This window comes from Saccharomonospora sp. NPDC046836, from assembly GCF_040645195.1.
Classification (GTDB): Bacteria; Actinomycetota; Actinomycetes; order Mycobacteriales; family Pseudonocardiaceae; genus Prauserella_A.
In genome coordinates, this window is sequence record NZ_JBEYXW010000040.1 from 40,348 (window position 1) to 53,333 (window position 12,986).

The window sequence follows — 12,986 nt, forward strand, 5'->3', positions numbered from 1 at the left end:
GTCGCCCCGTCCGGCGCGTGAGTGGCCCGGTCTGGCGCGTGAGTGGCCCGGTCCGGTGCGCGAGTTGCCCGGTCCGGCGCGTGAGTTGCCCGTACCGATGCGCTTGTCGCCTGTTCCGGCATGCGACTTCGGCACCGGCCGCGGTAACGCCACCCCCTCCGAGGCGGGCAACTCGCGTACCTGGGTGGGCAATTCGTGCACCCGAGCGGGAAACTCGCGGGTCTGGACGGGGGACTCGCGTGCTTGGGCGGGCAACTCGCCGGCCTGGGCGGGGGACTCGCGGGCCGCAGCGGGGGACTCGCGGGTCTGGTCGCACCGCTTCCCGTGCCCCGGCACCTCGCCGGTAACCTTCCCGCGTGTCAGTCAACAACGACGAGTCTGCCGCCAAGGGAGGGCAGGTTCCGGACAGCCCGGCCAAGGCCGCCGCCGCGCCACCACGACCGAATCTCATCGAGCCGGTGCCGCTGACGACGTTGGTCGCGCGCGCCGGGGCCCGGCTCATCGCCGACCCGGTCGCGCCCGGCGTCGCGGTGACAGGCGCGACGCTGCGTGCACAGCATGTCCTGCCCGGTGACCTGTTCGCCGCGCTGCCGGGTGCCCGCGTGCATGGTGCCGACTTCGCCGCCGACGCCATCGCCGCCGGTGCCGCCGCCGTGCTCACCGACGAGACAGGCGCAGACCGGCCCGCGCTGCGCGACACCGAAGTCCCGGTGCTCGTCCACCCCGATCCGCGCGCGGTGCTCGGCGAGATGGCCGCCTGGATCTACGGCGAGCCGTCCCTGCGGCTGGCCGTCCTCGGTATTACGGGCACCTCCGGCAAGACCACGACCGCCTACCTGGTCGAGTCCGGGCTGCGCGCCGCGGGCCGGGTCACCGGGCTGGTCGGCACCATCGAGACCCGCATCGCCGGTGAGCGGTTGGCCAGCGCGTTCACCACGCCGGAGGCGCCCGACCTGCAGGCGCTCTTCGCCGTTATGGTCGAGCAGGGCGTCACCCACGTCCCGATGGAGGTCTCCAGCCACGCGCTCGCGCTCGGCCGGGTGAACGGCACCCGCTTCACGGTGGGCGCGTTCACCAACCTCTCGCAGGACCACCTCGACTTTCACCGCGACATGGAGGAGTACTTCGCCGCCAAGTCGCTGCTGTTCGACGGCCGCTCCACCACAGAGGTCGCCGTGGTCGACAGCGCGTGGGGCGAGCAACTGGTCACCCCACAGACCGTGACGGTGTCCACCGAGCCGGGCACCGACGCGGCCTGGCGCGCCTCCGACATCGCCATCACAGCGACCGGCGAGCAGTCCTTCGTCCTGCACACACCGGACGGCCAGACCGCGACGGCGACGATCCCCTTGCCCGGCGCGTTCAACGTCGCCAACGCGACGCTCGCGGCCGCGATCCTGGACACCACCGGTGTCCCGCTCGACACCATCGTGGCCGGGCTGGCCGGCGTCGAGGTGCCGGGCCGGATGGAGCGGGTCTACCTCGGCCAGGACTTCACCGCTGTCGTCGACTACGCCCATAAACCGGCCGCCGTCACCCAGGCGCTCCAGGCGCTGCGGGCACGGGCCGCAGGCCGCATCATCACCGTGCTCGGCTGCGGGGGCGACCGCGACACCGCCAAGCGGCCGATGATGGGTGAGGCCGCGGTGCGCGGTAGCGACCTGGTGATCGTCACCGACGACAACCCGCGCAGCGAGGACCCGGCGGCGATCCGGGACGCCATGCTGCACGGCGCCCGCGCCGTGAGCCCCGCCCAGGGCGGGGAGGTGCTCGAGGTGCCCGACCGCCGGGAGGCCATCATGACCGCCGTCCAGCGCGCGCACCCCGGCGACGTGGTGCTCGTCGCCGGCAAGGGCCACGAGACCGGCCAGGAGATCGCCGGCGTCGTGCACCCCTTCTCCGACCGTGACGAGCTCGAAGCGGCCATTCGCGACAAACTCGAGGTGAATGTGTGATTCCGCTCAGCCTGGCTGAGATCGCCGACATCGTCGGTGGCCGACTGCACCGCAGTGACGGCAGCGAGCGGGTGACCGGCTCGGTGGAGTTCGACTCCCGCCGGCTCGCCGGGGGCGGCCTGTTCGTGGCGCTACCCGGCGAGCGCGTCGACGGGCACGACTTCGCCCCACAGGCGGTGGCCGCCGGTGCGGCGGGTGTCCTCGCCGCCCGCGAGGTCGACGCGCCGGCCGTCATCGTCCCTCCGCTCCCTCCGGGGCAGGCACACGCCCGCTCCGTGGCGCTGGCCGGCGACACCGACGGCTCGGGCGCCGCCGTGCTCGCCGCGCTCGGCGCGCTCGCCCGGCACGTCGTGACCGAACTGTCCCGCGGCGACCTCACCGTCGTCGGTGTGACCGGCTCGTCGGGCAAGACGTCCACCAAGGACCTCATCGCGCAGCTACTGGAGCCGCTGGGCCCGACCGTCGCCCCGCCGGGCTCCTTCAACAACGAGCTTGGTCACCCGTGGACCGCGCTGCGCGCCGACGCCGGCACCCGGCATCTGGTGCTCGAGCTCTCCGCCCGCGGTCCCGGCCACATCGCCGAGCTGGCCGCCGTCGCACCGCCCCGGATCGGGGTCGTGCTCAACGTCGGCAGCGCGCACGTCGGCGAGTTCGGCTCGCGCGATGGGATCGCCGGGACGAAGAGTGAGCTGGTCGAGGCGTTGCCCCCCGACGGCGTGGCGGTGCTGAACGTCGACGACCCGCTGGTCGCCGCCATGGCGCAGCGGACGAAGGCGCGCGTGGTGGGCGTCGGCGAGCACACCACAGCGACGGTGCGCGCCGCCGACGTGACGCTCGATGAGCAGGCTCGCGCGTCGTTCCGGCTGGTCGCGCCGCAGGGCGAGGCCGAGGTGCGGCTGCAGTTGTTCGGCGAGCACCACGTCGGCAACGCGCTGGCCGCCGCGGCGGTGGCCCTCGAACTGGGCTCCTCCGTCGCGGAGGTCGCCGAGCGGCTGAGCACCGCGCAGCGCCGCTCGGACCGGCGAATGGAGGTCACCACCCGCGGCGACGGCGTGACCGTGCTCAACGACGCCTACAACGCGAACCCCGAGTCGGTGCGGGCCGCGCTCAAGACGCTGGCGTCGATGTCGCACCAGCGGCGCTCCTGGGCGGTCCTCGGTGTCATGGGCGAACTCGGTGCGGATACCGTGTCCGCGCACGACGAGATCGGCAGGCTGGCTGTCCGCCTCAACATCAACCGGCTCGTCGTGGTGGGCAGTGAGGCTGCCGCCATGCATCACGGAGCGAGCCATGAGGGTTCTTGGGGAGAGGAGTCGGTCCTGGTTCCCGACACCGACGCGGCCGTCGCGCTGTTGCGCGCCGAGGTGCGTCCTGACGATGTCGTGCTGGTGAAGGCCTCCAAGGTCGCCGCGCTGTGGCGGGTGGCCGAGGCGTTGCTGGAGGCCGGCGCGTGATCAGCATCATGGTCGCAGCCTCGGTGGGGCTGCTGGTGTCCATCCTGCTCACGCCGTACCTCATCCGGTTCTTCTCCCGGCAGGGCTTCGGGCAGGAGATCCGTGAGGAGGGCCCGGAGGGGCACAAGTCCAAGCGCGGCACGCCCACCATGGGCGGCGTGGCGATCATCGTGGCGACGGTGGCCGCCTACTTCGTCGCGCATTTCGCGGACTGGATGCGCGGGTCCACCAACGACGGGCCCACCGCTTCCGGGCTGCTCGTGTTGTTCCTTGCGGTCGGGCTCGGCATCGTCGGCTTCCTCGACGACTTCATCAAGATCCGTAAGCAGCGCAACCTCGGGCTGAACAAGACGGCCAAGCTCGTCGGGCAGCTCATCGTCGCGGTGGTGTTCGGCATACTGGCGCTGCAGTTCGTCAACGAGCACGGGCTGGCCCCCGCCTCGCAGCACCTGTCCTACGTGCGCGACCTGGCACTGATCTTCTTCCCGGTGCCGGTCTTCATTCTCTTCTGCTACCTGCTGATCTCGGCGTGGTCGAACGCCGTGAACTTCACCGACGGCCTGGACGGGCTCGCCGGTGGCGCCGCGGCGATGGTGCTGGTCACCTACGTGATCATCGCCTTCTGGCAGGCGCGGCTCAGCTGTGTGGAGTCGCCGCAGGCCGCGTGTTACGACGTGCGTGACCCGCTTGATCTCGCCGTGGTGGCGGCGGCCGCGGCCGGTGCGTGTGTCGGCTTCCTGTGGTGGAACGCCGCACCGGCGAAGATCTTCATGGGCGACACCGGCTCGCTCGCGCTGGGCGGTCTGGTCGCCGGGTTGTCGATGACCACCCGCACGGAGCTGCTCGCGATCGTCATCGGTGGCCTGTTCGTGGTCGAGATGATCTCGGTGGTGCTGCAGATCGCGGTTTTCCGCACGACACGGCGCCGGTTGTTCCGGATGGCTCCGTTCCACCATCACTTCGAGCTCGCGGGCTGGGCCGAGACGACGGTGATCATCCGTTTCTGGCTGTTGGCGGCGATCTGCTGCATGTTCGGGCTCGGCCTGTTCTACAGCGAGCAGCTCGGTCTCGGAGGAGGCTAGCGGCATGGATGTCGCCGGGATGCGTGTCCTCGTCGCCGGCGCCGGGGTGACCGGCAGGTCGGTGGCGGGGGCGCTGGCCGAGCTGGGGGCCGAGGTCATGGTGACCGATGCCGACGCCGGGCGGCTTGCCGCGCTCGACGGGCTCGGCGTCGGCCTGGTGCCCGGTCTGGCGACGCCGCCGGAGGGAACCGCGCTCGTCGTCACCAGTCCTGGCTGGCGGCCGGGTGCCCCGCTGCTGACCGCGGCCGCGGCAGCCGGGATCGAGGTCATCGGCGACGTCGAGCTGGCCTGGCGCATCGCCCAGCAGCGGCCGGAGCCGCCCGCGTGGCTCGCGGTCACCGGTACCAACGGCAAGACCACCACGGTGGGCATGCTGGAGGCGATCCTGCGCGCCGCCGGTGTCGATGCCGTGGCCTGCGGCAACGTCGGTTTCGCGGTGCTCGACGCTGTGCGTGCCGGGCACGAGGCGCTGGCCGTTGAGCTGTCGAGCTTCCAGCTGCACTGGTCCAGCACGCTGGCTCCGCGCGCTTCTGTCGTGCTCAACGTCGCCGAGGACCACCTCGACTGGCACGGCGGCCTCGACGCCTACGCCGCCGCCAAGGGCACGATCCACGCCCGCTCGGGCACGGTCGTGCACAACGTCGCCGACGCGTGGTCGGCACGGCTGGCCGAGGAGTACGCGCCGGCGGGGGCGCAGCGGGTGGGCTTCCGCCTGGACACGCCGCGCCCCGGCGAGCTCGGTGTGGTCGAGGACCTGCTGGTGGACCGTGCGTTCGTGGCCGATCCGGTGCGCAGTGCCGAGGAGCTGGGCCGCCTTGCCGACGTTCGCCCCGCCGGACCGCACAACGTCGCCAACGCGCTGGCCGCCGCGGCGCTGGCGCGGGCCTACGGAGTGCCGACCGATGCGGTAGCCAAGGGCTTGCGGGCGTTCCAGCCGGGTGCGCACCGGGCCGTCGAGGTGGCCGAGATCGACGGGGTCCGCTACATCAACGACTCCAAGGCCACCAACCCGCATGCGGCGGTGGGCTCGCTGCTGGCACACCCGCACGTGGTGTGGATCGCGGGCGGCCAGCTCAAGGGTGCGTCGGTCGACGACCTCGTCGCCGCCGTGTCCACGCGGCTACGGGCGGTCGTGCTACTGGGGGTGGATGCGGACGTGATCGCTGCCGCTGTTGCGCGACACGCGCCGGATGTCCCGGTCAAGCGGCTCGGTCCGGGTGACCATGATCCTATGACTGCGGCGGTGAGTGCGGCTCGGGCTCTGGCTCGTCCTGGTGATGCCGTGCTGCTCGCACCCGCTGCCGCGTCGCTGGACATGTTCCGCGACTACGCCGCACGGGGTGACGCGTTCGCGGACGCCGTCGGCGTGTTCGCGCATGGCACACCGAGATCGGGACGACCTGGTGACGGTGGTTGACGAGGCGCGTGACAGCGACAGCGCGCGGCGTGAGCGCAACTCACGGCGCCGCAGGGAACGGGCTGGCGAGCGCGGCTACGCCGCGGTCCGTGCGTTCACCGCCTGGTTGTCCCGCCCCCTGGCCGATTTCCACCTGATCCTGGCGACGTGCGGCACGCTCGGTGTCATCGGCGTCATCATGGTGCTGTCCGCGTCCTCGGTGTCCTCCTACAGTCCCGACAGCGACTCCAGTGTCTACGCGCTGTTCCAGCGGCATCTGCTCTTCTTCCTCATCGGCTCGGTCGTGTTCTGGCTCGGCGTGCGGGTGCCGCTGCGGCGTATCCGGCAGCTCTCGCCCACCGGGATCGTGGTGACGCTGGGCCTGCTCATGCTGGTACTCACGCCGCTGGGCAGTCAGGTGAACGGCTCGCAGGGCTGGTTCGTGGTCGGCCCGCTCTCACTGCAGCCGGTCGAGGTCGCCAAGGTCGCGCTCGCGCTGTGGGGCGCGCACATCCTGGTGGTCAAGTACAACCTGCTGCACCAGTGGCGGCACCTGCTGGTGCCGCTGGTGCCCACGGCGCTGCTGATGTTCGCGCTGGTCATGGCACAACCCGACCTCGGCGGCACCATCACGCTCGGCGTTGTGCTCATTGCCCTGTTGTGGTTCGCCGGCGCCCCGAAACGGCTGTTCGCGGTGATCTTCGCGGGCGGTGTCGCCGGTGTCGTGGCCCTCGCGCTGGTCGCCGACTACCGGCTCGACCGCATCATGTCCTTCCTGAACCCGTCCGCCGACCCGCTCGGCAGCGGCATGCAGGCCAACCAGGCGCTGTACGCGCTGGCAGACGGCGGGCTGTTCGGCAAGGGGCTGGGCCAGGGGCAGTCCAAGTGGATGTACCTGCCCAACGTGCAGCACGACTTCATCTTCGCGCTGATCGGCGAGGAGCTGGGCTTCGTCGGTTGCCTGGTGGTGCTCGGCCTGTTCGGACTGCTGGCCTACGTTGGGCTGCGCATCGCGGTACGCAACCTGGACCCGTGGATCCGGATCGTCGCCGGCACGATCACCGTGTGGCTGGTGTCGCAGGCGGCGATCAACATCGGCTACGTCGTCGGACTGCTGCCGGTCACCGGCGTGACGCTGCCGATGATCTCCTACGGTGGCACGTCGCTGCTGGTGACGATGCTGTTGTTCGGCATTCTCGCCAACTGCGCCCGGCATGAACCGGAGTCGGTCGCGGCACTGCGCACCCAGGGGCCCGGCAAGTTCGGCCGGCTGATGCGGCTGCCCGCGCCTGACCCGTACCGCCCGCCTGCCAAGCGCAGGGGCAGCGGCCGGACAGCCCCGGCCAAGGGCGGCAGGCCGGCTGCGCGCAGGACCCGCTCGGCGTCGGCTCCCGACCGCAGGCGGGCCGCGCCGGAGTACGGTCGACGCACCACCCCGCGCAGCGGGGGACGACGAGGAACGTCAACGCGGAGAGGACACAGGTGAGCCAGCCCGTTGCTGGGGCGGAGAAGGCCGCGGCGCTGACGGCGCCGACCGTGGTGGTCGCCGGTGGGGGCACCGCCGGGCACATCGAACCGGCGCTCGCGCTCGCCGACGCCGTGCGCAGGCTGCGGCCGGATGCGAGGGTCGTCGCGCTCGGCACCGAGCGCGGCCTCGAGAACGAGCTCGTTCCAGCCCGCGGTTACCCGCTGGAACTGATCCCGCCGGTGCCGTTGCCGCGCAAGCCGACAGCGGAGCTGCTGCGGCTGCCGCTGAGGGTGCGGGACGCGGTCAAGCGCACCAGGGAGGTGCTCGACCGTGTCGGCGCGGACGTCGTCGTCGGGTTCGGCGGTTACGTCGCACTGCCTGCCTACCTCGCGGCGCGCGGACGCGTGCCGGTCGTGGTGCACGAGGCCAACAAGCACGCCGGGCTTGCGAACAAGGTCGGTGCCCGGTTCGCGAGGAAGGTCGCGGTCGCGGTACCCGGCACCCAGCTGCCCGGCGCCGAGGTGGTGGGCATCCCGTTGCGCCGCTCGATCACCGCACTCGACCGGGCCGCACTGCGGGCGCAGGCACGCTCGCACTTCGGACTGGACCCGGACGCGCCGACGCTGCTGGTGTTCGGCGGATCGCAGGGTGCGCGTTCGATCAACACCGCGGTGTCGGGTGCGGCTCAGGATTTCGCCGAGGCCGGGGTGGCGGTGCTGCACGCGCACGGCCCGAAGAACACCGTGGCGGTGCGCGAGTACCCAGGGCGCCCGCCGTACGTGCCGGTGCCGTACCTCGAACGGATGGACCTCGCTTACGCCGCGGCCGATCTGGTGTTGTGCCGCTCGGGCGCGATGACGGTGGCGGAGGTCTCGGCGGTGGGCCTGCCCGCGGTGTTCGTGCCGCTGCCGCACGGCAACGGCGAACAGGCACTCAACGCCGAGCCCGCGGTCACCGCAGGGGCGGCGCTGCTCGTACCGGACGCCGAGCTGACCCCGGCGAGGGTCGCCGAGCTGGTCGTGCCGCTCGTGAGTGACACCGAGGGGCTGGCGAAGATGAGCGCGGCGGCGCTGGGGCTCGGCCATCGCGAGGCCGACGAGGTGTTGGCACGGATGGTGCTGGCGGAGGCAGGGGGATATGGGATTCGAACTTCCTGAACAGTTACGGCGCGCGCACCTGATCGGTGTCGGCGGCGCAGGCATGAGCGGTATCGCGCGCATCCTGCTGGCCCGTGGCGCGCAGGTGTCCGGCTCCGACGCCAAGGACTCGCGCGCGTTCCTCACCCTGCGGGCACAGGGCGCCCGCATCGCGGTCGGGCAGCAGGCTGCCAACCTCGACGCGTTCGATGGCGGACCGTCGGCGGTGGTCGTGTCCACCGCGATCAAGGAGTCCAACCCGGAACTGGCAGCGGCACGCGAGCGCGGGATTCCGGTGCTGCACCGGGCGGAGGCGCTGGCCGCGCTCATGGCCGGTCACCGTGTGGCGTGCATCGCGGGTACACACGGCAAGACGTCGACGACGTCGATGCTCACCGTCGCGTTGCAGCACTGCCGACTCGACCCCTCGTTCGCGATCGGTGGCGACCTCAACGAGTCCGGGGCCAACGCCCACCACGGCGAGGGCGGGATGTTCGTCGCGGAGGCCGATGAGAGCGACGGCTCGTTCCTGACCTACTCGCCGTCGGTGGCGGTGGTGACCAACGTCGAGCCGGACCACCTCGATCACCACGGCACGGCGGAGGCCTACGTCGCGGTGTTCGCCGAGTTCGTGCGTCGTATCGAACCGGGTGGCGTGCTGATCGTCTGCGGTGACGACGCGCCGGCCGCCGAGCTCGCCGCGCGCGCCGAGGCCGAGGGGATCCGGGTGCGCCGCTACGGCCGGTCCGCGAGCGGTGCAGACGACGCGCACGTGCTCGGCTACACGCCGGGCGAGGACGGGGGCACCGTGCGGATCGCCCTGCGCGGCGAGGAGCTCGACGTGCGGGTCGCGGTGCCGGGGGAGCACATGGCGTTCAACGCGGTCGCCGCGCTGCTGGCCGGCATCGAGCTGGGTGCGCCGGTGGACGGGCTCGCCGAGGGACTGGCGGCGTTCGGCGGGGTACGCAGGCGGTTCGAGTTCAAGGGCCGCGCCGCCGATGTCCGCGTGTACGACGACTACGCACACCACCCGACCGAGGTCGCCGCGCAGCTGCGTGCGGTGCGCCACGCCGCAGGGATGGGCCGGGTCGTGGTCGCGTTCCAGCCGCACCTGTACTCGCGCACCAAGCTGTTCGCGGACGAGTTCGCCGACGCGCTGGAGCTGGCCGACGAGGTGATCCTGCTCGACGTCTACGGCGCGCGTGAGGAGCCGCAGCCCGGCGTGACCGGCGAGCTCATCGCCGAGCGGATCACCCGCGCGACCGTGCACTACGAGCCAGCGTTCGACCGCGCCGCCGCACTGGCAGCCGACCTGGTCAAGCCCGGTGACCTGTTGGTGACGATGGGCGCGGGTGACGTGACCCAGCTCGGGCCGGAGATTCTGGCCGAGCTCGACCGGCGCGGCGGCTAGGCCGGTAGCCGGGATGCCGACGACCAGGCAGCGCCCGCCGCGGCGGCGCACCGGGCCGGCCCGCGACGCGGGGCCACGGCGCAGCAACCGTGGTCGCCGGCCCGCCCTCGCACGGGCCAGGACCGGTACCGGGGTGTCGCGGCGCAAGGCGCTGCGCCGCCGTTGGGTGGCGCTGCTGAGCGTGCTGACCGTGGCCGGGCTGATCTACGTGCTGTTCTTCACCTCGCTGCTGGGTGTGCGCGCGGTCGAGGTGATCGGCGCGCGCACGATCCCAGCGGACGAGATCCGCACCGTCGCCGCCGTGCCCGACCGGCGCGCGATGCTGCAGGTGGACACCGACCAGATCGCCGAGCGGGTGGCGACGCTGCCCGGTGTCGCGACCGTCGAGGTGTCCCGGTCGTGGCCGTCCACGATCGAGATCGAGGTGACCGAGCGGACACCCGTCGGCTTCTACGACACCGGGAAGGCGTTGTACCTGGTCGACGACGGTGGCGTGGTGTACAAGGAGATCGCCGAGCCGCCTGCCGGGCTGCCGGAGCTGCAGCTGCGTGAGGTGGGTCCGCAGGACACCGCGACCCGCGCCGTGACCGCCGTGCTCACGTCCTTGCCGAAGCAGTTGCGTGATCAGGTCACGGTGGTCAGGGCACAGTCGGCGGGCAGTGTGGAGTTCACACTGACCAACGGCAAGGTCGTACGGTGGGGCAACGCGGAGCAGGTCGAGCGCAAAGCCAAGGTGCTCGCCGCGCTGATGAGCCGCGAAGGCCGCGTCTACGACGTGTCCAGCCCCGAGTTGCCCACCGTCTCGTAGCGACGCCTCAGCGCGCCGCGCCGACCGGTTCCGGCTCGGCTTCGCCTTCGGTGAGCCGGTGCTGGAGCTTCGCGCCCTCAACGTCCACATTGGGCAGAATCCGGTCGAGCCACCGCGGCAGCCACCACGCCGACCTGCCGATGAGTGCCAGCACCGCAGGAACCAGGGTCATCCGGACCACGAACGCGTCGATGAACACGGCGAAGGCGAGCCCGAACCCGATCTGCCGGACCAGCGGCTCCGGCGAGAGGATGAACCCGGCGAACACGCTGATCATGATGATCGCCGCCGCGCTCACTACCCGCGCGCCATGGCTGAAGCCCGTGACGACGGTGTCCAGTGGCTCGGCACCGTGCACGTGCTCCTCCCGCATCCGCGTCACCAGGAACACCTGGTAGTCCATCGCGAGCCCGAACACCACGCCGATCATGAAGATCGGCAGGATGCTGATGATCGGCCCCACCACGTCCTGCACCCCGAACAGCTCGGCGAGCCAGCCCCACTGGAACACCGCGACCACCGCGCCGAACGTGGTGCCGACGGTGAGCAGGAAGCCCAGCGTCGCCTTCAAGGGCACGAGGACCGAGCGGAACACCAGCATCAGCAGCACGAACGCCAGGCCGATGATGAGGGTCAGGTAGGGCAGCAACGCGTCGGACAGCATGGCGGAGACGTCGATGTTCATGGCGGTCTGTCCGGTGACCGAGACGCTCGCCCCGTTGTCCGCGGCAGCGGCCCCGCCCTGGTCGCGGATCGTGGTTACGAGGTCGGCGGTCTCCTGTGTACTCGGGCCGCTGCCCGGGATCACGGTGAGCAGCGCGGTGTCGCCTGCCGGGTTGAACTGCGCCGGGGCGACGGCCGCGACGCCGTCGAGGCCCTGCACCGCCCCCGCGACCGCACTGGCCGCGGCCTGTGGGTCGGCGCTGTTTGCGCCGTCGACGACCAGCATCAGCGGACCGTTGAAGCCGGGTCCGAACCCGGCGGACAGCAGGTCGTAGGCCTTGCGCTGGGTGGAGTCGGGTGCCGACTGGCTGGCGTCCGGCATACCCTGCTCCAGATCCAGCGCCGGGATGGCGAGCACACCGAGGCCCACGATGCCGGTGACGAGCACGGCGACCCTGCGGCGGACGATGAAACGTGCCCAGCGGCGTCCCACGGTCGGCGTGCCGGAGTCGTCCTCGGGATCGCGCGGGCGCAGCCCCGGGATCCACCCGCCGAGCACCTTCCGGCGCGCGAAGCCCAGTAGCGCAGGCAACAGGGTCAGCGCGATCAGCACCGCGAGCACCACGGTGACCGCCGCGGCGATGCCCATCTGCGTGAGGAAGGGGATGCCGACGACCGCGAGGCCGGCGAGCGCGATGACAACGGTCAGCCCGGCGAACACCACCGCCGAGCCCGCCGTGCCGACAGCCCTGGCCGCGGCCTCCTCGGGATCGCGTCCGACGTGCAGCTCGTGCCGGTAGCGGGACAGGATGAACAACGCGTAGTCGATGGCGACGGCGAGCCCGAGCATCATCGCGAGGATCGAGGTGCTGGAGCTCAGGGACAGGAACCCGGTTGCCGCGGTGATGCCCGCGATGCCGATGCCGACACCGATCAGCGCGGTGAGCAGTGGCAGGCCGGCCGCGACCAGCGAGCCGAACGTGATCACCAGTACGATGGCGGCCACCCCGACGCCGAGGATCTCGGTGCTGCCGACCTCCTCCTGCGCCATCGCCGCATCGCCGCCGATTTCCACCGTGAGGCCGGCCTGCCTCGCGGCGTCGACGGCTCCGGTGAGCGCCTCGCGTGCCTGCTCCGACAGCTCGGCGGCCTGTACCTCGTAACCGACCTGTGCGTACCCGATGGTGCCGTCCGGATTGATGGCGCCGGCGAACGGGTCGCTCACCCCGGCGACCTGTGGTGCGGACCGCAGCGCGGCGAGCGTGCGCTCAATCGTGTCCCGGTTGGCCGCATCGCCGAGTGCCTCGCCTTGCGGCGCCTGGAAGACGACCTGCGCGGTGGCGCCGTCGGCCGAGGACTGGGGGAAGCGTTCCTCGAGGAGGTCGAATGCCTGCTGTGACTCGGTTCCCGGGATCGAGAACGCGTCCGAGGTGGGGCCGGACAGCGTGACGGCCCCGGCGCCCGCGGCGATCAGCAACGCGAGCCACAGCGAGGCGACGAGCCCACGTCTGCGGAACGCGAACCGCCCGAGCCGGTAGAGGTAGGTAGCCATGCTGCCGACGATGTCGTGTCCGCGCCGTCGGGGCGTCGGCCGCGCGCCGACACTTTCCACT

Annotated in this window: 9 protein-coding genes; 8 read left to right on the plus strand and 1 reads right to left on the minus strand. The window is 71.7% G+C overall.

The annotated features are described in order from the left end of the window. Positions 1 to 356 precede the first annotated feature (356 nt). From ABZ863_RS30270 to ABZ863_RS30305, 8 genes are read left to right on the plus strand one after another with little or no spacing between them, the layout of a single operon-like run. The gene (locus ABZ863_RS30270; RefSeq protein WP_358542587.1) at positions 357 to 1,955 is read left to right on the plus strand and encodes a UDP-N-acetylmuramoyl-L-alanyl-D-glutamate--2,6-diaminopimelate ligase; all 1,599 of its coding nucleotides are present in this window, start codon (positions 357 to 359) and stop codon (positions 1,953 to 1,955) included. Continuing rightward, complete coding sequence (murF, locus tag ABZ863_RS30275) at positions 1,952 to 3,409, plus strand: UDP-N-acetylmuramoyl-tripeptide--D-alanyl-D-alanine ligase (protein WP_358542590.1); 1,458 nt, start codon at positions 1,952 to 1,954, stop codon at positions 3,407 to 3,409. Before ABZ863_RS30270 ends, murF begins: the two co-directional genes overlap by 4 nt. Further along, a complete protein-coding gene (gene mraY, locus ABZ863_RS30280; protein WP_358542593.1) occupies positions 3,406 to 4,491 on the plus strand; it encodes a phospho-N-acetylmuramoyl-pentapeptide-transferase in 1,086 nt (361 codons plus the stop codon). Before murF ends, mraY begins: the two co-directional genes overlap by 4 nt. 4 nt (positions 4,492 to 4,495) lie before the next feature. Next, entirely contained in the window at positions 4,496 to 5,908 is a 1,413-nt protein-coding gene (murD, locus tag ABZ863_RS30285; RefSeq protein ID WP_358542596.1) for a UDP-N-acetylmuramoyl-L-alanine--D-glutamate ligase, read from the plus strand. Further along, positions 5,868 to 7,373: a putative lipid II flippase FtsW gene (gene ftsW, locus ABZ863_RS30290; protein WP_358542599.1), complete on the plus strand. Its 1,506-nt coding sequence runs from the start codon at positions 5,868 to 5,870 to the stop codon at positions 7,371 to 7,373. Before murD ends, ftsW begins: the two co-directional genes overlap by 41 nt. Continuing rightward, the gene (murG, locus tag ABZ863_RS30295) at positions 7,370 to 8,512 is read left to right on the plus strand and encodes an undecaprenyldiphospho-muramoylpentapeptide beta-N-acetylglucosaminyltransferase (protein WP_358542601.1); all 1,143 of its coding nucleotides are present in this window, start codon (positions 7,370 to 7,372) and stop codon (positions 8,510 to 8,512) included. The genes ftsW and murG overlap by 4 nt, the downstream gene beginning before the upstream one ends. Beyond that, positions 8,493 to 9,902 (plus strand): UDP-N-acetylmuramate--L-alanine ligase, encoded by a 1,410-nt coding sequence (murC, locus tag ABZ863_RS30300; RefSeq protein WP_358542604.1) that lies wholly within the window; start codon positions 8,493 to 8,495, stop codon positions 9,900 to 9,902. Before murG ends, murC begins: the two co-directional genes overlap by 20 nt. A gap of 13 nt (positions 9,903 to 9,915) precedes the next feature. Further along, a complete protein-coding gene (locus ABZ863_RS30305; protein WP_358542607.1) occupies positions 9,916 to 10,710 on the plus strand; it encodes an FtsQ-type POTRA domain-containing protein in 795 nt (264 codons plus the stop codon). A gap of 7 nt (positions 10,711 to 10,717) precedes the next feature. Here ABZ863_RS30305 and ABZ863_RS30310 read toward each other — a convergent pair whose 3' ends face one another. Next, positions 10,718 to 12,925, minus strand: a complete 2,208-nt coding sequence (locus ABZ863_RS30310; RefSeq protein WP_358542615.1) for an MMPL family transporter — start codon at positions 12,923 to 12,925, stop codon at positions 10,718 to 10,720. Positions 12,926 to 12,986: the final 61 nt, after the last annotated feature.